11 protein-coding genes are annotated in these 20,119 nt (G+C 74.3%); 2 read left to right on the top strand and 9 right to left on the bottom strand.

Annotated elements, in window-relative coordinates; all coding sequences use genetic code 11:
• Positions 1 to 2: 2 nt before the first annotated feature.
• The 6 genes from ACGFMM_RS27565 to ACGFMM_RS27540 form a co-directional block, all read right to left on the bottom strand.
• Positions 3 to 3,638: an AAA domain-containing protein gene (locus ACGFMM_RS27565; protein ID WP_393649150.1), complete on the bottom strand. Its 3,636-nt coding sequence runs from the start codon at positions 3,636 to 3,638 to the stop codon at positions 3 to 5.
• Positions 3,638 to 7,678 (bottom strand): hypothetical protein, encoded by a 4,041-nt coding sequence (locus ACGFMM_RS27560; RefSeq protein WP_393649149.1) that lies wholly within the window; start codon positions 7,676 to 7,678, stop codon positions 3,638 to 3,640. Before ACGFMM_RS27560 ends, ACGFMM_RS27565 begins: the two co-directional genes overlap by 1 nt.
• 3 nt (positions 7,679 to 7,681) lie before the next feature.
• Entirely contained in the window at positions 7,682 to 9,157 is a 1,476-nt protein-coding gene (locus ACGFMM_RS27555) for an esterase/lipase family protein (RefSeq protein ID WP_393649148.1), read from the bottom strand.
• Between the two features lie 74 nt (positions 9,158 to 9,231).
• Entirely contained in the window at positions 9,232 to 11,400 is a 2,169-nt protein-coding gene (locus tag ACGFMM_RS27550; RefSeq protein WP_393649147.1) for a PQQ-binding-like beta-propeller repeat protein, read from the bottom strand.
• Positions 11,400 to 13,598, bottom strand: coding sequence for a protein kinase (locus ACGFMM_RS27545; RefSeq protein ID WP_393649146.1), 2,199 nt, complete (start codon positions 13,596 to 13,598; stop codon positions 11,400 to 11,402). The genes ACGFMM_RS27550 and ACGFMM_RS27545 overlap by 1 nt, the downstream gene beginning before the upstream one ends.
• A 17-nt stretch (positions 13,599 to 13,615) precedes the next feature.
• Entirely contained in the window at positions 13,616 to 14,536 is a 921-nt protein-coding gene (locus ACGFMM_RS27540; protein WP_393649145.1) for a hypothetical protein, read from the bottom strand.
• Between the two features lie 293 nt (positions 14,537 to 14,829).
• Here ACGFMM_RS27540 and ACGFMM_RS27535 point away from each other — a divergent pair, with 293 nt between their 5' ends.
• Entirely contained in the window at positions 14,830 to 17,127 is a 2,298-nt protein-coding gene (locus ACGFMM_RS27535) for an N-acetylmuramoyl-L-alanine amidase (RefSeq protein ID WP_393649144.1), read from the top strand.
• Here ACGFMM_RS27535 and ACGFMM_RS27530 read toward each other — a convergent pair.
• Positions 17,096 to 18,346 (bottom strand): cation:proton antiporter, encoded by a 1,251-nt coding sequence (locus ACGFMM_RS27530; protein WP_393649143.1) that lies wholly within the window; start codon positions 18,344 to 18,346, stop codon positions 17,096 to 17,098. The genes ACGFMM_RS27535 and ACGFMM_RS27530 overlap by 32 nt on opposite strands.
• Position 18,347: 1 nt before the next feature.
• Positions 18,348 to 18,815: a cation:proton antiporter regulatory subunit gene (locus ACGFMM_RS27525; protein ID WP_393649142.1), complete on the bottom strand. Its 468-nt coding sequence runs from the start codon at positions 18,813 to 18,815 to the stop codon at positions 18,348 to 18,350.
• A gap of 211 nt (positions 18,816 to 19,026) precedes the next feature.
• Here ACGFMM_RS27525 and ACGFMM_RS27520 point away from each other — a divergent pair, with 211 nt between their 5' ends.
• Positions 19,027 to 19,422, top strand: a complete 396-nt coding sequence (locus ACGFMM_RS27520) for a VOC family protein (protein WP_393649141.1) — start codon at positions 19,027 to 19,029, stop codon at positions 19,420 to 19,422.
• Here the strand turns inward: ACGFMM_RS27520 and ACGFMM_RS27515 are convergent.
• Positions 19,362 to 20,090, bottom strand: a complete 729-nt coding sequence (locus tag ACGFMM_RS27515) for a helix-turn-helix domain-containing protein (RefSeq protein WP_393649140.1) — start codon at positions 20,088 to 20,090, stop codon at positions 19,362 to 19,364. The genes ACGFMM_RS27520 and ACGFMM_RS27515 overlap by 61 nt on opposite strands.
• Between the last annotated feature and the right edge of the window lie 29 nt (positions 20,091 to 20,119).

Below are 20,119 nucleotides of genomic sequence, written 5' to 3'. Positions count from 1 at the left end.
GTTCACTCCCACTCGTCGACGGGGACGATCTTGCCGAAGCGTTTGACGGTGTCCGTCACCAGCCGCCAGTCGGAGCCGCCGTGTTCGGCGAAGTGGCTCAGGCTGCCGACCATGACGAGCAGCCGGCGCGCCCGGGACATCAGCACGTTGATCACTTCGGCCTGGCCGACGTGTCCGACGCTCTGCAGCATGTTGCCCCGCACGGTGGACCGAACCAGCGAGACGACCACGCGCTGCGCCTCGCGGCCCTGGAAGGAGTGGACGGTGTGCACCCGGCCGCGCAGCGACCCGCGCTGCTTGAGCAGGGCCGCCTGGGCCGCGTAGGGGGTGAGGACCGCCAGGCTTCTGCGGGCGTCCGGGTCGGAGGGGTCGGACGGCGCCGGCTTCATCCCGGTGACGAGGCGGTCGACGAGGTCGACCTCGCCCTCGTTGGTCCAGTACCCCTCGTCGCCGCAGCGGGCCACCCCGGTGGTGTCGAGCCAGACCAGCGGACGCTCCGCCAGGAAGGCCGGGCTGCTCACGTCGTGCAGCTCGTTGGCGCTGTCGTGCGTGGTGAGGAAACTGACCGGCAGGCCCAGTTCGTGGTCCTGCACCGCGGGCTCCTTCGGGTAGAAGGCGCGGCTCGCGGGTTCGGCGATGTCGCGATGCATGCGGAACTGCTTCTCCAGACTGCCGAGCGGGGGGATCTGTCTGCTCTGCGCCGGCCGATCCCGCTCCGTGCGGAACAGCTGGCCGAACAGGCCGAGTACTTTGAGATAGCTGTTGCGAGCCTCGTGGTGCCGCTTGACGTCGGGGTCTCCGTGCCCGGCGAGGCTGGTCAGGAAGGCCCGCAGATCGCCCTCGCGGTGCGGGCCGAGCTGCCGGTGGTCGCCGATGAGCGTCCAGCGCACTCCGAGCACCAGGGGTACGACGACTTCGGTCGGCCAGGCCTTGGCGGCCTCCTCCAGGAGCACCCAGTCGAACAGGTCCGACGGGTCGCGGACGGTGTCGGTGACGGTGGCGGCCATGGAGCAGGTGGCGAGGACGATGTTGGCGCCGGCCTTGATCCGGTCGGAGATCTCCACCTGGTTGGTCTCGACCTGCTGCAGCCACTGCTGCGCGAGGGCGTCCTCGTTCCGTTTCGCGGCGGATCCGCCCGTGACCGTCGTGCGGCCCAGTTTCTGTGTGATGTCGCGGACGACCGCACGGGTCAGTTCGGGCAGGGTGTGCTTGTGCAGCCGCTCATCGACCTTGTCGATGCCGCGTGCCTCGGACATCTCCCGCAGCAGCAGGATCTGCCCCTTGCCGATGCCGTCGGCGAGTTCCTCGGCCAGGCGGATGCCGAGGTTGTCCAGGGCGAAGTTCGACTGGGCGCTGACCAGGACGCGGGCGCCCTTCTCCATCGTCAGATAGCGGCTGACCGCGTGGGTGGCCACGGTGGTCTTGCCGGTGCCCGGCGGGCCCTGGAGGGCGTAGAAGGGGTGCAGCGAGAGCATGTCCCGGATGACGCTGGGGGCGTTGCCCTCCAGGTTTCCGTCGTCGGCGTCGTTGTAGCGTCCGCGGCCGAGGTCGATGGAGAGGGGTTCCCTCAGGGCCCGGATGAGTCCGGGCAGGTTGCCCAGGGCGTGCCGGGCCCGGGCCTGCCGGCCGAGCTGGATCTCGGATCCGGCGTCGGTCGAGGGACGCAGCCAGCCGGACGCCGGGATCTTCCCTCCGCCGATCCTGGACACCTCGATCGAGCCGGAGTCGAGGCGCCGGAGGAACTTCAGCTGGATCGGGTTGCGGCCGAAGTGCGGCCGCTCCGCGTAGTCGAGTCGGACGAAGGACTCCTCGTCGGAGCCGAGGTCCGCCACGAAGTCGCCGAACGGGGAACGGCGGTGCGAGTCCGCGGCGTAGGCGGTGAGCAGCGGGTTGCGGTGCAGCCGGCCGTCGTCGCTGCCCTGGTCGTACGCCAGGACCGCGATGTTCCCGGCCGCTGCGCCGGTCGTCGTGTCCGTCGGATCGTCCACACGGACGAACGGGTACTTGCGGGCGTTGAGTTCCACCGTCTGGTAGTCCATCAGGAAGTCGAGGGCGGTGAGGAACGCCTCGTCCTTGTGGTCCTTGCTCCGTGCGCCCACCGACACCGACTCGGTGAGCCGGGCCCATGACGGGCGGCCGGTCCGGTGGTGGGAGATGTCCTGGCGGGCCTTGTAGGCGACGAGGTCGATCCGGGAGAGCCGGCGCCGGGGGTGGGCGTTGACGAGTTCCTGGGCGAAGTCGCGGTCGCGGAGGTACTTGATGACCAGGGTGTCGTCGTAGACGCGCTGGTCGTCCGTGCGGCCCGAGTCGTCGTAGAGGTAGGCGCAGAACCACACCGCGCTCTCGCCGATGAGGACCCACTCCGCCTCGCGCAGCTTCTCCTCCTGGCCGGTGGCGTAGCCGAAGGCGCCGTTGGGCGATCGGACCAGTTCGGCCTGGCGCAGCTCCTTCTCGAAGAAGGCCTTCAGTTCCTCGCGGCCGGCCGCGTCGTCGGGACTGCGGGAGACCCATTTGCGCTGTTTGTAGATCGTCTCGACGGACTCGTCGGGCATGAAGGCGACGAGGTGCGGCAGCTGGCTCTCGTCCTTGTCCTCCCAGACGCCGCAGACCGCTTCCCAGTCCCGCTCTATACGGCGGTTCGCCTCGTACGACGTGATGCGCGCCTCGGGGCGCGCCTCCATCATGCCGCGCAGCAGCCGGGTCAGCGCGGCGGGGATGTCGGACGTGTTGGACAGGTGCGTCCGCATCGCCCGGTGGAGCTTGCTCAGCGCCTGGCTCAGGCCGGCTTCGTCGGCCTGCACGACGGCCGCGTAGTCGTCGGGCACGCAGGTGCTGATCGGACCGCAGAACAGCTCGAAGCCGAGGACGCCGAGCCCGAAGACGTCGGTGGTGTCCCAGTCGCGGCGCGAGGCCGGGCTCGCGTCGAAGAGCGAGGAGTGGGTCTCGGGGGCCAGGTAGGCGAGATGGCGGGCGGGCGCGACGTCCTCCGGCGGCGCCAGATAGAGCTGCCGGATGCTCTGCTGGGCGCTGTTCTTCTGGGACTGCGTGCCCATGGAGCGCAGCAGGTTGCCGATGAGCGTGCTCATCTCGAAGCGCTCGAGCCCCAGGGCCATGTGCTGGGAGGTCTCGCCGTGGCCCGTCTTGACCCGCAGTGCGCCGAGGGTGAGGTTGCGGTGCAGGATGCCGGAGCCGTGCAGCTGGCTGAGCCCGTCGACGAGCACGCTGAACTGCTCGAAGGCGGCGATCCGGTGTTCCTGCGCCCAGGCGACGGCGCGGTCGATGTTCAGCGGTCTGCCGTTCTCCTGGGTCATCGTGAAGGCGATGCCCTCGGTGGCGTCGAAGCTGCCGTCGCTGATCTGCGGCAGCGCGGGGTGGTTGAGCGCCTGGAGCCTGAGCAGGCTGCGCACCTCGTGCTCCCAGAGCTCGCCCGCGAACTCGTGGATGCCGTCGAAGAGCGACATCTCGAAGGTCTCGTACTCGTCGCCCGGGGTCTGCATGCGCACGCGCACCAGCCGGTCCTCGAGCACGATGACCGGCTTCTTGATCCTTTTGTACGGGCCGTACGGGGCCCCGGGCCGGCAGAAGAGCCGGTCCACGAGTTCGCCGTACCAGTCGGTGTCCTTGCCCCCTGCGGACATCACGGCTCCCCTTCTGTCCGGGCTGCCAGCAGCCAGGACTCCATGCGTACGACGAGGATTCCCTCGTCGGTTCCGATCGCGATCCGGCCGTCGCCGAGGTCGGCCAGGCTGAAGCATTTGGTGTCGAGCGTGAGGGTGTGCAGCGGCGTGCGGTCGACGGGCTCCGGGCGGCCGGCCGGGGTCGCCGGGCCGGTCGGGTCGGCGGGGTCCCAGAACCGGACGGTGCAGTCGTTGCCGTCGCCGCAGGAGGCCATGAGGCGCCGCCCGTCGCCCGTGGTGAACTCGACGACGTCGGTCACCCAGTCCTCGTGGGCCTTCAGCGGCGTTCCGTACGGGCGGTCCGTCGCCTCGACGGTGAGCTCGATCTCTTCGCTCCTCTGGTACGTGGCGCGCAGGAGCACCCCTTCCGGCCCGCGCACCGTCGTCGTGCCCGGTGGCGGCCCCGTGGGTTCGTGGCCCGGGGGCACGTCGAGGCGCTCCCCGGTCGCCGCGTCGAAGGCGTCGAGGGCGCCGCTGCGGTGCTCGGCGATCAGCAGGGTGCGGCCGTCGGGGCACTTGGTGGTGGTCAGCCGCACGATCCTGCCCATGGGCGGGTCGCCGTCCGTGCCGGGCCCGGCGTCGGCGGTGCGCGGCCGGGGGTACGGATGCCACACGCTCACCACGCCGTTGTCGGCGGCGGTGGCCAGCAGCGGGTCGCCGCCCGGTCCTGTGAAGGCGGTGATGGCCAGGCCCTCGGCGGACCGGCCGGGGGCTTCGTGGCCGGGCCGGCGCTCCTCGGCGGGTGCGCCGGCCGCGCCCTGAACGGGCGCCTCGGTCACGCCTTCCGTACTGCCGGACAGCGCGTCCCAGACCCGTACCGCTCCGTCCCGGGCGACGGCGGCGATCAGCGGCCGCCGGCCGTCGGCCGCGGTGAGGGCGGTCAGATCGTGCACGGGGCTGTCGGAGGCGAACTCGGCGACGGCCTCGCCGGTGGCCGGGTCCCAGACCCGCACCCCGCCGTCGTCCCACCCGCCGGCCAGTAACGCGCCGCGGCCGTCGGGCCGTTCGAAGGCCACCACGGCCCGGGCCGCCGCACCCTCGCGTCGCACGGGTTCGCCCCTGCGGCGCAGGTCGCGTACCGCCCAGACCCGGATCCCGTCGCCCGCCGCGCTGGCGAGGTGGGTGGCTCCGTCGGCGTCATGGAAGGCCGTGAGGGCCCAGACCGGTCCGCTGTCGTGGCTCCGGCCGGGGCGCCGCCGGCCGGTGCGCGGATCGATCAGGCTGATCCCGCCGCCGTACTCCCCGACCGCCAGCAGGGGCGCCCCGGCCGGACCGTCCCCGGAGCCCCCGGGGGCCGGGCAGCCGTGCAGGGTGTGCGGCCACATGCCGTTGCTGTGGGAGTCGACGAGGCGGGGCCGGTGCGCGGACACGTCCCAGATCCGTATGGACTTGTCGTGGCCCGAGGTCGCGAGCATGGTGCTGCCGGGGAGGGCGGCCACCGAGGTCACCGGCCCGTTGGTGGCGGCCGTCGTGGCGGCGTACTCGCGGGCCGGGTCCCAGACATGGAGGCCGCCGTTGTCGTCGACGCCGGCCAGCAACGGCCTGCCGCCGTAACCCGTGACGGGCGTCAGCGAGCGGACCGGAACACCGCGGCAGTCGAGGGTCAGCCGGGGCGGGCGGGGCCGCAGCCGGGCCCAGCACACCTGCCAGCCCGCGCGCCCCTCGTCCTCGTGCGGCTCCTCCCGCACGGGGGCGGTCCCGGTCGCCCGGACCGTACCGAGCTGGCGCAGACCGACCCGGTCGGCCGGTCCACCCCGCCGCAGCAGGTGGGCGGTGTCCAGGACGCCGAGCACGGCCGGCGGCAGCTCGCCCGATTCGCCCACCGCGCGCAGGACGTCGGTGGCGACGGCGGGTACGGACAGCCGGTCGAGGACGGCCGGCCGCGCCGCGAGCGTGGCCCAGCCCCGGACGCCCGCCGCCGCGGCGTGCCCGGAAAGGTGCCGCTCCAGATAGGGGTTGAGCCGCCCCGGCTCGTCGTCCGCGAGCCGCACGAGGGCGTCCGTGATGCGCTGCGCGCGCTCGCCGGCGTCCTGGGCGCCGGCTTCGGTGAAGTACTCGGCGAAGGTGCGGTGCGCCAGGCGGTGAACGCTCTGTCCGTCCTCTCCGTCCAGCATGATGTACGGCGCCGCGGCCCGGAGGACGTCGTCGATGTCGTCGGGACCGGCCGGGTCGGCGGGCCCCTCGCCGAGCGCCGAGGCCGCGGTGGCCCAGATCCGGTCCGCGCGCGGCAGCCCTCGGCCCTGGGCGTGGGCGAGCGCCTCGATCAGGGGGAGGGCACGCGGGTGCCGGGCGCCGAGCCGTCGCAGGGCGGCCGCGAAGAGGGTGCGGTGGTCGCCGCGCAGCAGTTCGGCGAGTTCGCCGACGCGGTCGGCGGTCAGCAGGCCGGGGTCGGCGAGGATCTCGTGCACGGCGAGTTCCGCGTACAGGAAGTGCCGGTCGGCCTCCTCGTCGCCGACGATCAGTACGGCGGCGCGCCGGACGGCGTCCTGGAAGGCCTCCGGCGCTCCCGGGAAGGCGTCCCGTGCCGGTTCCAAGCGCTGTGTGACGAACTCGGTCAGGGCCTGCGCGTCGCGGCGTAACCACTGCACGTGGACATGCTCCTCGCCCTGGCCGAGAGCGTCGAGCAGGTCCTCGTCGGCGCGGGGCGGCCGGTCGGGCGCCTCGCTGGAGGAGGGACGGGACCCGACGACGATGCGTATGCCGGTCTGCGTGCCGAGTTCGCGCAGCAGACCGGCGATGAGCAGGGGCTCGTGCGCCTCGTCCAGGGCGTCCGCGAGGAGCGTGTACGTCCGGTCGGGGCGGGCGGCCGAGCGCGAGGCGCGGACCAGGGCCTGGGAGCGTTCGACGGGGTACAGGGCGTCGGACGGCACCTCGATGGCGAGGGCCTGGGCGAGCCGGGAGGTGACGTCGTGCACGGTCGCCCCGGTCAGATGGAGGGTGGCGTCGAACTCCGGCAGTTCGGGGGAGGTTTCGCCGTCCTGGCTGACGAAACCCGCCCGGGACAGGTGGGGCAGCAGCTCGCTCAGGTCGGCGTTCGCCCGCAGCAGGACGTCCCCGAGCAGCGCGGATTTGCCGGACCCGGCCCGGCCGGTGAGCACCAGGAGGCCCGAGCGGTGTTCCGCGAGCCACCCGGCGAGGGCGTCCCGGTCGTCCCCGCGCCCCAGGAAGCGCCAGGACAGCTCCCCGACCTCCGAGCCCAGCCCCCGGCGGGCGAGGCTCGCGCGCTCCGCCTCCGGCAGTGCGTCGATCGCCTCGCGCAGGCGGGCGTGGTTCTCCACCGAGGCGGTGACGGGAAAGGCGGTACGGCGGCGCAGCGGCGGAAGGCCGCCCAGGTTGAGCGCGCAGACGAAGAACTCCTGCGCCTCGTCGAGGTTCTGCGCGAGTCCGCCGACAGGGATCTCCGTGTCGTGGTCGGAGTAGCGCCGGGTGAGGATCCGGTCGAGGACGCGGCGGAACGTGCCGAGGTGCCCGCTGCCCTCGTCCCGTCCCGAGCCGACGAGCAGCAGCCCGCTGGCGCTCTTGGCCGCGCCGATCGCGCCGAGGGCCCGCTCCATGAATCCGGCGGCGCCGCAGGCCTCGACCACGACGATGTCCCATTTGCGGTAGTGGGACCGTAACCGGCGGGCATCGGTCACGTGCTTGGCGAAGGCGGCCGGGGAGAACTCGGCGTCGTGGGCGGCCGTGGGCCGCCCACGCACGTACAGGGCGGAGTCCTCGCCGTTCGAGGTGCCGTGTCCGATCCAGAGCAGGACGCCGTTGCGGACGTCCTCTGGGTCGGCCCATGCGCGCAGCCGCTCGTCGACCTCTGCCAGATCGCGTTCCGCGGGCCGGGCCGCCCAGGGAACGAGCGCGCCGCCGAACTGGGCGAGCAGCTCGGCGATCTCGCGCGCCTCCTGGTCGGCGTCGAAGTTCTCCTGCCGCAGGTAGTCGCCGAGCGCCACGGAGTAGACGTCGAAGCCGTCCCCGTCCGGCTCCGCCTCCGGGTTCGTGTCCCCCCGCACAGGTCAGCCGCCGAGGTCCGGGTCCTCGGCGGCGGCCATGACCAGCCGGGTGACCGGCTCGCTGCCGCCGGACACCTTGATCCGGTACAGGCCGGGTTCCCGCAGCCGGCACCGGACGCGCAGCTCGCCGGAGCTGTCGCGGCGGGGCGGCAGGCGTGGTGCGTCGACGACGCGGTCGGCGTCGCCGGTGTCCTGGATCCGGCAGGTGAGCCGGCGCGGGTCGGCCTCGCCGGTCACCGTTATCTCGAACTCCTCGTGCACGCCCACGAGATCGGGGGCCTCGAGCCCGGTCTCGCCGTCCCCGAGGCGCTGTCCGAGATCTTCGAGGCGACGCAGCCCGGTCAGCAGTCCGCGCGCCCGGTCGACGGCGCTGCCGCAGGTGGCGAGCGCGCCGTGCTGCTGGGCGTAGGTGCCGCCTTCCTCGACGCCGTGGACGTGTCCGGCGTAGCGGTAGACCGTGCCGTCGCCGCCGCAGTCGTCCGTGAGCGGCCGGCCGATCGCGTCCCGCACCACCGAGTCGTCCGGGTGCCGCCGGAAGACGTACGGCTGCGGAATGACGACCCCGTCCTTGAGCCGCATGCTCTGCATGGTGTGCTGGGCGATGCCGACGACCTTCACATGGTCGGGGATGCGTACGGACCGCAGCGCGGCCGTGCGGTCGAGGGACGCCGCGGCGAGTTCGGCGTCGCCGCCGAGGGCGGCGATGTCCGCGGGGGTCGGCGCGACCATGTCGTCGTCGGTCTCGACACAGCGGTAGGCGGGCAGCAGGTCGTGCAACCCGGGAAGGGTGCGGGCCAGGTCCCGCAGCTGCCGGTGGGGCAGCGGTACGGGCGCGCCGCGCCCGGAGTTGAGGATCGCCGCCGCCTTCACCGCGCCGTGGAAGGGTGTGCCGAGCGTGAGCGTGGCGCGTACCCGGTCCATGGCGCCCGGGATCCGGGTGAGCTCCCGGACCAGCAGGCCGCCCATCGAATGCGCGACGAGCACCACTTCGGCCGGCCGGCCGTCCGGGTCGTGGCGCCGGGCCGCCGTGTACTCGGGAAGGGCCGTCCATGCCTGCAGATGCCGGTCGATCGCGTCGGCCAGCAGCCGGGCGTTGTACGCGACAGGGAGCCGCCAGTCATAGGCGAACTCGCAGATCGCCGCCGGGTGGGCGACCGCGGGCGTGATCCCCCGGACGAGGTCGGTGTACGGCTCCACTCCCCCGAGGAGAGGCGACCAGGAGGCGAACTTCAGGAGCCGCCGGGCGGTGATCCGGCCCGTGCGCCCGGCCCGCTCGTCCTCGCGGACCGCGAGGGCCGCCATCCCGCGCTTGTGATGCCAGCGGGCGGAGTACGCGAGCGCCGTCCGCATGCCCCACAGCACGTCCCCGGACTCCGTGTCGACCAGTTCGCTGCCCATGATGCCGGGGATGACCACCACGGCGTCGTGGGTCGCGGCATTCCCGACAGCGGGCGGATTGACGGGATCTAAGCGCTCCATGAGCCAAAAGCTTACGGTGAGTTCCGCCGGTTTCGTGGCGAGTCCGTCAATTGCCCCAGTCCTGGTCCCGCCACTCACAGTCCGAAGGCGAGCAGGGTGCCGGAGTGGCCGGCGAAGAGGCGGTCGGGGGTGAGGGCGGTGGACCAGTACGCGCCGGCGGGGCCGCCCGTGACGGGGTGGTGCCAGAGCTGTGCGCCGGTGGCGGCGTGGAAGGCGTACAGGCCCTTCGCGCCCGTCGCGAGGTACATGTCGCGGGCGGCGCCGATGAGTTGCAGGTCGACGAGGCCGCTGCCGGCGGTCCAGCGGGCCGCGCCCGTGCGGACGTCGAGACCGCGCAGCGCGCCCGCGTCGAGGACGCAGACGGTGTCGCCGGAGCGGGCCCAGCCGCGCTCGCCGCGGGCGGCGGTGCGCACGGTCCAGCGGTGCGCGCCGGTCTTGGGGTCGAAGGCGGCGAGCAGCCCGCCGGTGGAGCCGTTCGCGCCGGTGCCGGGGTAGCAGAACAGGGTGTCCCCGTCGAGCTGCAACGCGCGCTTCCACAGAAGGGTCTGACTGTTCGTCGGGGGCAGGCTGGTGGGGCGGCTCCAGAGTTTCGCGCCGTCGGAGGGCCCCCGGGCCACGAGGTTCATGCTGCCGTCGAGCCCGTACAGCGCCTCGCCGCTCGGCGGCGCGTACAGCATGACGAGGTCCTCGGACCACCGGCGGGCCCCGGTCTTCGGGTCGAGGACGTGGTAGCCGCTGAGCATGGCGGTGCCGGACGTGTGGGCGGAACTGCCCCAGACGACGAGCCCGCCGTCCTTCGCGGCCCCGTCGACGGAGAGCAGCCCGGCCACGTCCGCCTGCCACTTCACGGTGCCGCTCGCCGCGTCGACGCCGTGCACGCGGTCGCCGCCGGTGGCGGTGACGAGCAGCGAGCCGTCGGCGTACTCCAGGCGCGGGGCGTCCGCTCCGGCCGGGGCCGCGGCCCACAGTTCGGCGCCGGTGCGCAGGTCCAGGGCGTGGACCCGGCCGTCGGTGCGCAGGGTGTAGACGCGCCGGTCGTCGGAGCGGGCGGCGGTGTTCTGGCCGCTGAGGTCCTTCCAGAGCAGTTTGCCGGTGCCGCGGTCGAGGGCCCCGCCGGAGGTCTTGCCCGCGACGAGCAGGGTGGTCGGCGTGTGGGCGAGCAGGCTCATGCCGGGCTGCGGGAGCGTCGCGGTCCACAGGAGCTGGGGCGGGTCGGCGTCGGGGGTGTCCGGCTGCCGCAGCCACCAGGTGACTCCGCCGGCGGCCGCGGCGGCCGCGAGCACCGCGCCGCCGCCGAGCAGCCGGCGGCGGCTGAGCAGCGGACCGCGCAGCTGGTCCCGCAGGTCGGCCTCGGAGGCGTCCACCTGCTGCTGGACGGCGCCGAGCCAGCCCTCGGTGGTCCGCGGGCGCAGCCACACCTGGAGTTCGGGGACGGAGGGACGGCGCGCCGGGTCCTTGTCGAGGCAGGCGGCGACGAGTCCGTACAGGGCGGGCGGCACGCCGTCGAGCCGGGGCGGCTCGTGGGCGGTGCGGTAGAGCAGGGCGTGCAACTGGCCGGTGCCGAAGGGCGGTTCGCCGGTGGCGGCGAAGGCGAGGACGGCACCGAGGGAGAACACGTCGCCGGCGGGGGTGAGTTCGGCGCCGGTGGTCTGCTCGGGTGACATGTAGCCGGGCGAGCCGATGATCTGGCCGTCCGCGGTGAGCACGGTGCCGTCGACGGCCCGGCTGATGCCGAAGTCGATGACCCGGGGGCCGTCGGCGGCGAGCAGGATGTTCGAGGGTTTCAAGTCTCTGTGGATCAGCCCCGCGCGGTGGACGGCGGCCAGGGCCTCGGCGAGGCCCGCGCCGAGCACCCGCAGCGTCGGCTCGGGCATCGGCCCGTGCGCGCCGACGGCGGCGGTGAGCGAGGGGCCGGGGATGTACGCGGTGGCCAGCCAGGGCTGGGGCCCGTCCGGGTCGGCGTCGACGACGGGCGCGGTGAACACTCCGCCGACCGCGCGGGCCGCGTCCACCTCGGCGCGGAACCGCCGCCGGAATCCGGGGTCGGCGGCCAGTTCGGGCCGGACGACCTTCACGGCGACGGCCCGGCCGCTGCGGGAGGCGGCCAGGTACACCCGGCCCATGCCGCCCGCGCCGAGCTCGCGGATCACCCGGTAGGGACCGATGGACGCGCCGAGGGCGGTGGCGGACGTCGAGGCCGGGGGCGTCGAGGCCGGGGGCGTCGGGGCGGTGGGCACGGTCATCAGGTTTCGCTCCGGAAGGCGTACAGAGTGGTGGAGGACGCGGCGTACACGGTCGGGCCGACGGCCCGGACGGACCACTGGCCGGTACTCGCCGTCTCGGCCCCGGCCGCCCGGCGGGCCCACAGCGGGCGGCCGTCGGAGGCGCGGAACACCATGACGCCCGGCGTGTCGAAGGTCGGGATCGCCACCAGCGAGGCGGAGGCCGCCGGGCCCGCCCGGTCGCCGCCGCCGGGGGCGAGGTTCAAGGGGCTGGGGGTGTGCCATTTCTGGCGGCCGTCCCTCAGGTCGAGGGCGAACACGGTGTCCTGGCCGTCGGCGACATAGCCCGTTCCGGCCACGACGGCGGTGCCGTCGAGGTTGGTGGTCTCGTTGACGGCGGTCCAGCGGGCGCGGCCGTCGGCGGCCCCGTACGCCCGCACCTTGACGCCGGTGAGGAGGACCGCGCCGGCGCCGACGGAGACCTTCGGATAGTCGCCGGGCCGGGCGACGCCCTTGGTCGTCCAGCGGACCGCGCCGCTCCTCAGGTCGAGACCGAGCAGGTCGCCGTCGGCCAGGAGGAAGCAGGTGCGGCCGTCGGAGGCGGCCCGGTAGTCGCTGCCCTTCACCGTACGGGCCCACAGGACCGTGCCCTTGGCGAGGTCCACGGCCCGCACGCCCCAGTGGTCGCCGAGGGTGTTCAGGACGGCGACGGAACCCACGACGCAGAACACGCCGTTGACGCTCTCGGCGGACGAGCCGGCGCTGCCGCGGCTGACGACATGGGCGAAGCGCAGGGCGCCGCGGGCGTCCAGGCCGACCAGGTACTCCCGGTCGTCGCCCCGGGCGCTGCCGAGCAGCAGCGAGCCGTGCACGCCGAACCACTCCGGCGTGCCGTCGACGTCGGAGGGCAGCCGGGGCGCGGCCGTCCAGCGGGGGGCTCCGGTGGCGGCGTCGTGACCGACCGCCGTCTCCCGGTTCCAGTACACGACGGTGCCGTCGAGCACGCCGACGCGGCCGTCGTCGAGCCGCTTGGCGAGCCGGCGCGTCCACAGCGGCTTCGGGGCGGGGGCGACGGCCGGCGTGCTGGGCCGGACGGTGGTGCCGGGGCCGGGGTCGGCGGCCGGCCGGTCGCGCCGGGACCAGAGGAAAGCCCCGCCGCCCGCGGCGGTTCCCGCCAGCACGGTCCCGCCGGCGGCGAACGCCAGGAACCTGCGGCGGCCCGGCGGCGCCCCCGTGGCCGCCGGGCCGCCGGGCAGCGTGGCGGGCACCGGCGGCGCGGTGAGCAGGGCGGCGGCGTACGCCTCCCGGGCCGCGAGGTCCTCGCGCAGTCCGGGCGTGAGCAGGGCGGCCGGTTCGGCGGATCCGAGGGCGGCCAGCACGTCCTGGACGGAGGGTCTGCGGGCGGGGTCCTTGTCGAGGCAGGCGGCGAGCAGGGGGTGCAGCGTCGCGGGCACCCCGTCGAGCCGGGGCGGCGCGTGCACGGCGCGGTACAGGACCTCGGCGCTGGTGCCGGCGCCGAACGGGCCGGCGCCGGTGGCCGCGTGGGCGAGGACGCAGCCGAGCGCGAACACGTCGGCGGGCGGCCCGGCCTCGCGGCTCGCCACGATCTGCTCCGGGGCCATGTAGCCGGGCGTGCCGATGACGGCGCCGGTGCGGGTGACCTGGGTGGCGTCGGCGGCCCGGCTGATGCCGAAGTCGATGACGCGGGGCCCGTCGTCGGTGACGAGCACGTTGGCGGGCTTGAGGTCGCGGTGCACGACGCCGGCGGTGTGGATCGCGAGCAGCGCCTCGCCGAGGCCGCTGCCGAGGGCGCGCAGCGCGGGCTCGGGCAGGGTGCCGTAGCGCTGGACGACCTCGTGCAGGGACGGCGCGGGGACGTAGGCGGTGGCCAGCCAGGGCCGTTCGGCGTCGGCGTCCGCGTCGAGCACGGGCGGGGTGAAGAAGCCGCTGACCCGGCGGGCGGCGTCGGCCTCGCGCCGGAAGCGGCCGCGGAAGTCGGGCGTCTCGGCGTACTCGGCGCGGACGACCTTCACGGCGACCAGCCGCGCGCCGGGCGACCGGGCCAGGTACACCTGGCCCATGCCGCCCTCTCCGAGCAGTTGGAAGACCTCGTAGGGGCCGATGCGGTGCGGGGTGTACGGGGCCGGTCCGGCGGAGGGATACAGGGACGGATCGGCGGACGTGTACGGGTCCGTGTGGGCGTGCGTCGGGAAGGTCACCGGCGGTCCGGGCCGGGTCAGGAGAGCGAGCCGAGGACGTCACGGGCGGCGGCGATGGCGCCCTGCTCGGCCTGCGCCTGCGTCCTGCCGCTGTCCTCGGGGTTGTAGTTGTACTGCACGGTGAACGCGGCGTTCCCCTCGCGGACGACCACCTCGGACTCGGCCCCGTCGAAGGGCGCCTTGCCGACGTGGTGGACGACCATGGCCTCCTCCCCGAGCCCGGAGAGCGCCCGGCCGGTGCTGGTGCGCATGGTCTTCGCGCCGGTCAGAGCGGTGGTCTTCTTCATGTCGTACTGGCCCTTGGCCGCCGGGCTGACGACCAGGCTGACGCGGACGGTGAGCATGGGGCCGCCGGAGCCCATGGGGGTGTCCCACTCCGGCATCTTCGTGATCATCGAGGCCAGAGTGGCGTTGTCGAACTGCGACGGCTTGCACTCCGCGCCGGGCACCAGGCCGGCGACGGTCGCGGGCTTGATCAGGTCGCAGCCCTCCGGCACCTTCGTGAACGCCTTGCCGCCGGGCTCCGGCTGTTCGGCGCCCGGTGCGCCCGGGACACCCGCGGGACCGCCCGGCGCGGCGTTCGTGCCGCCGCCGCCCGACGTGGCCACCACCACGGCGATGACGACGGCGGCCACGAACGCCGCGGCGCCCCCGATCAGCCAGGGCGTCGGGACGCCCCCCGGACGTCCCGTGCCCGTCGCGCCGTTCTGCCCCTGGAACGGCGGGAGCGGCTGGGTCCACGCCGACGTCGGCGCCGGGGCGCCGGCCGGCGGCGGGCCGGCCGGCCGGTCCGGCATCGGAGGCTGCCCGTAGGGCGGTTGACCTGCCGCGGGACCCGGCGCTCCCCAGCCGGGAGCGGCCGGCGCGGCCGGCGGCAGGGGCTGGGTGGGGCCCGTCGGTACGGGCGGCTGCTGCGGGTTCATCGGGGTCTCGCTCACGGGGTGTCCCGCTCTCCGTTCGGCTGTCGGTGTCGGAATCGGCCAAGCCGGTCCTGGGGGGCCGGGGCTCGGCACGTGGACGTGCCGGGCCCGGGCGCGACGTGCAGAAGCGTTTCGCGGGGCGCTGCAATTCCGATGAAATCCTGCTGATGCGGGGACTGACCAGAGCGTTCGGCAAAAAGGGAAGCCCTACCCCGGCCCCGCCGGAGGAAACGGTTCCGCGCTCCGATAGGTTTCGCGCGACAGGCGCGTTCCGGCGCGCGGAGCTGACGACACACAAGGGGTGGGGCCGCATGAAGCGGCGTCGGGTGTGGGGCACGGCGATGGCCGTGGTGGCAGGGATCTCCGGGGTCCTGGTCTTCGAGGGGATGACCGGGAACGCGGACGGAGAGTACGACGGCAAGGCACACGGCCCTGTCGAGACGAAGACCAGCAGCGTGGCGCTGAAGACCGCCGACGGCGGGCGCAGCGCCTCGCTGTCGCAGCAGGACACCGAGCCGTTCAGCATGCTCGGCGTCACCTGGGCCGACCCGGCCGCCCGGATGCCGGGCAAGGTCGAGGCACGCGCCCGCGGCGCGGAGTCCGGCGACTGGTCGCGCTGGATCGAGCTGGACGACCACGGCACCGCCGACCCGACGGCCGAGCGCGGCGGCACCGAGCCCGCCTGGTTCGGCGCGTCCGACGGCGTCGAGGTGCGGGTGGTCGCGAGCGGCAGGGCGACCGCCGTGCTGCCGACCGACCTGCGGCTGACGCTGGTCGACCCGGGCAAGAGCAACGCGAAGCCGCAGGCGATGGCGCCGGCCGGGTTCTCGGTCGAGGAGAGCGGGACCCCCACCCCGCCCGCTCCCGAGCCGAGCACCGAGAGCCCCGCGCCCGACCCGTCGACGCCCGCCGCGTCCCCCACCACGGAGGAGCCGCCGCCGGCTCAGTCCACCGAGCCCGCGCCGCCGGCGCCGAGCACCAGCGCGTCGGAGAGCGCCGCGCCGTCCGCCTCGGCCTCCACCACTCCGGCCCCGACGCCCTCGTCGACCGGCCCGACGGCGCCGCCGTCGACGGCCGCCCGGCCTGCGATCACCACGCGGGCCGGCTGGGGCGCCGACGAGTCGCTCAGCCCCGAGGCCCCGACGTATCTTCCGGCTGGGAAGATCAAGGCCGTGGCCGTGCACCACACGGCCGCGACGAACGACTACTCCTGCGCCGACTCGGCGGCGATCGTGCGCGGCATCTACGCGTACCACATCAAGCCGGCCACCCAGGGCGGCAACGGCTGGAAGGACATCGGCTACCACTTCCTCGTCGACAAGTGCGGCACGATCTTCGAGGGCCGCAAGGGCGGCATGGACCTGCCGGTGGTGGGCGCGCACACGTACGGCTTCAACAGCGAGACCACCAGCATCTCGCTGATCGGCGACTACTCGACCACCGCGCCGTCGAAGTCGCAGCTGATCTCGGCCGCGCGGATCGCCGCGTGGAAGCTCGGCCAGTACGGCGTGGACCCGGCCGGCACGACCACGCTGACCGCCGGTGACGTCGGCACCAACTACTTCGGCAAGTCGTGGGCGAAGGGCGCCCAGCTGCCGTTCTCGACGGTCTTCGGCCACCGGGACGGCTACAACACCCAGTGCCCGGGCACGACCGGGTACGGCCAGCTGCCCACGATCCGCTCCTGGGCCGCCGGCCCGGTGGCCGGGCTGAAGGTCACCTCGGTCACCGGCGCGACGCTGTCCGGCGGGACGTACCACACGCGCGGTCCGCTGACCGTCGCCTGGACGTCGACGACCCCGTCCGCGTTCATCGTCCGGCACGAGGTGCTGGTCGACGGCAACGTGGCGGCCACCGCCGCCGGTTCGGCGACGTCCGCCGCGATCACCGTGCCGGCCGGCAGCCACTCGGTCGCCGTGCGCGCGGTGCACACCTCGCGCAAGACCGTGACGACGCCCGCGCTGACCGCGGTCGGCGACACCACCGCCCCGGTCTTCTCCACCACCCCGCGGGTGTACCTGCGGGCCGGCACGGTGAACACCACCGCCGCGCCGCTGAGCCTGGTGTGGAAGGCGACGGACGCCGTCGCGCTGCGCGACGTCCGGCTGACGACGCCGGTGGCCGCGACGTACGGCCCGACGATCACCACCGCCGCGCACTCGGCGAAGCCGGCCGTCACCACGACCTGGACGCTCAACGCGTACGACCAGGCGGGCAACCGGACCACCGCGTCGGTCGGTTCGACGCCGATGATCCTGCAGGAGACCTCCGCGGTCCGCTCCGGCACCTGGGCGGCGAAGTCGTCGACCAGCTACCTGGGCGGCAAGTCCCTCTCCAGCACCGCCAGGAACGCCTCGCTCACCTGGACGTTCACCGGCCGCTCGGTCGCGTGGGTGGTGTCCCGGGCGTCCAACTCCGGCCAGGCGTACGTGTACGTGGACGGGGTCAAGCTCGCGACGGTCGACCTCAGGTCGACGACCGCGAAGTACCGGGACGCGATCTGGACCCGCAACTGGTCCTCGGCGGGCAAGCACACGGTGAAGATCGTGGTGGTCGGCACGGCCGGCCGGCCGACGGTCACCACCGACGGTCTCGTCTACCTGCGCTGAGCAGCCACGCCCAGGCGGCGCCGGCTCCCACCCCTCTCGGGTGCGGAGCCGGCGCCGTTCCGCGTCCGAGGGCGGCTTTGAGGCGGGTGACGAGGGGTTCGGTCCAGCGCGCCGCGAGCGGGCCGACGAGCACCATGAGCAGGACGTAGGCGGTGGCGAGGGGGCCGATCCGCGGGTCGGTGGCGGCGGCGAGTCCGGCGATCACCACGGAGAACTCGCCGCGGGCGACCAGCGCCCCGCCGGCCCGTAGCCGGCCGCGCGGGCCGACGCCGGCCCGCCGGGCCGCGTACCAGCCGGTGGCGACCTTGGTGAGGACGGTGACGACGGCGAGCAGCGTCGCGACGCCGAGGACCGGCGGGATGGCGCCGGGGTCGGTGGACAGTCCGAAGAAGACGAAGAAGACCGCGGCGAACAGGTCCCGCAGCGGGGTGAGCAGCCGGTGCGCACCCTCGGCGACCTCGCCGGAGAGCGCGATGCCGACGAGGAACGCGCCGACCGCGGCGGAGACCTGGAGCCGCTGGGCGATCCCGGCGACCAGCACGGTCAGGCCGAGCACGACGAGCAGCAGCAGTTCGGGGTTGTCGGAGGAGACGGCCCGGCTGAGGTGGTGGCCGTGGCGGAGCGCGAAGTACAGCACGACGCCGACGGTGCCGAGGGCGATGACGAGGGCGATGCTGCCGCCGGCCAGGCCGACGCCCGCCACGAGGGCGGTGAGCAGCGGCAGGTAGAGGGCCATGGAGAGGTCCTCGAGGACGAGGACGCCGAGCACGGCGGGGGTCTCCCGGTTGCCGAGCCTGCCAAGGTCGGCGAGGACCTTGGCGACGACGCCGGAGGACGAGATCCAGGTGACGCCGGCGAGGGCGACCGCGCCGACCGGGCCCCAGCCGAGCAGCAGTCCGGCGACGGCGCCGGGGACGGCGTTGAGGACGAAGTCGACGAGTCCGGAGGGGTATTGGGTGCGCAGGCTGCCGACGAGTTCGGAGGCGGAGTACTCCAGGCCGAGCGTCATCAGGAGCAGGATGACGCCGATCTCCGCGCCGACGGCGACGAACTCCTCGCTGGCGTCGAGCGGCAGCAGGCCGCCCTTGCCGAAGGCGAGGCCGGCGAGCAGGTAGAGCGGGATGGGCGAGAGCCCGATGCGGGCGGCGAGACGTCCGATCAGCCCGAGGGTGAGGAGCAGCGAGCCCAGTTCGACGAGGAGGGCGGTGGTGTCGTGCACGTCACCCTCCGCCGATGATCACGGCGAGCGCGTCGACGCCGTCGCGGGTGCCGACGGCGACGAGGGTGTCGCCGAGGGCGAGCCGGAAGTCGGGGCCGGGGGACGGGTGGACGCTGGTGCGGCGCAGTACGGCGACGATGGAGGCGCCGGTACGGGTGCGGGCACGGGTGTCGCCGAGGAGCCGGCCGGCGTACGGGGAGCGGGAGCCGAGGGGGATGTGCTCGGTGACGAGGTCGAGCCCGTCGGTCTCGATGCCCTCCGGACGGGCCGGGTCGATCAAGTGGGCGAGCTGGGTGGCCTCTTCGGGTTCGAGCGCGACGGACTCGCAGGAGTCGGGGTCGTCGTGACGGTAGACCCCTACGAACCGCCGCCCGTCGTGGTGCACGACGACGGAGAGGTGTCCGCCGGACTCGGTGGTCACGTCGTACTGGGTGCCGACGCCGGGAAGCGGGATGCGACGCGTGCCCATGACGGTCGCCTCTCTGGGAACAGCGGCCGGGTGCGGCAGCGTCGCGACGTGACGATTCGGACTTTCCACCGCAAAACGACGCTCTCACGGTACCACCGGAGACCTGCCCGGGGCGGGACGATGGCAGGTGGACGCCGCGGGCCCCGTCCGGCGCGTCGTACGTCCGAAACCTTCAAGACCGGGCCGCGGCCGAGCCCGTAGCGTGCCGGGCATGAACGCACCTCGACTCGATCTCATCGGACTGGTCGTGGCCGACATGGCCGCGTCGCTCGCCTTCTACCGACGGCTGGGACTCGACCTCCCCGACGGCGCCGAGAACGCCCCGCACGTGGAGGCCACGCTGCCCGGCGGCCTGCGGATCGCGTGGGACACGGAGGAGGTCGTACGGTCCTTCGACCCGGAATGGACCCGCCCGAGCGGCGGCGACCGGCTGGGGCTCGCCTTCCGCTGCGACTCCCCCGCACAGGTGGACGCGGTGTACGAGGAGCTGGTCGCCGCCGGATACCGGGGGCATCTGAAGCCCTGGGACGCGGTCTGGGGGCAGCGCTACGCGGTGGTCCTCGACCCGGACGGCTGCGGCGTCAGCCTCTTCGCGGACGCCGCGTAGGCGCTCAGCGTGGTGCCGGCCAGCGTCCGGGCCTCGCGCGCGAGGTGGGCCTGGTCGGCGCAGCCCGCCGCTACGGCGGCGTCCGCGAACGGGACCCCGGCGGCGACCAGCGCCAGGGCGCGGCGCAGCCGGAGGATCCGGGCGAGGGTCTTGGGCCCGTAGCCGAAGGCCACGAGCGAGCGCCGGTGCAGCTGCCGGGCGCCGAGCCCCACGGCGTCGGCGGTCTCGGCCACCGGCCGGCCGGCCCGGAGCGCGGCGACCACGGCGCGCAGCACCGGGTCCGGCGCGGGCGCGTGGGCGGCGCGGCTCAGCGCCAGCTCCTCCTGGGCGGCGGCGGGAGACGGCGCCGCGGCGATCCGCCCGCCGAGCCGCCGGGCCCGAGCCGCGCCCCACAGGTCCGCGAGCTCGACCCGCAGATCCAGCAGCTCGTGGGCGGGGACGCCGAGCAGCCCCGGCGCGTCCCCGGGCGCGAACCGCAGCCCGGCCCAGGGCGCGCTGCCGACGGGCAGGTGCGGGCGGGTGTCGGGGCCGGCGACGAGCAGCCGCCCCTCGCTCCAGAGCAGGTCCATGCAGCCGTCGGGCAGCACCGGCCGCATGTCGGCGGCCCGCCGTGGCTCCACCGTCCAGAGCACGGCCCCGTCCAGCCGGGAGGCCCGTTCCGCGTACACGCCTCCAGCCTAGGCCGGGGCGGTACGGG

Origin of the sequence: Streptomyces sp. NPDC048604 (assembly GCF_043199435.1) — a bacterium.
In the GTDB taxonomy this organism is placed as follows: domain Bacteria; phylum Actinomycetota; class Actinomycetes; order Streptomycetales; family Streptomycetaceae; genus Streptomyces.
This window is presented reverse-complemented; position numbering and strand designations above follow the sequence as displayed.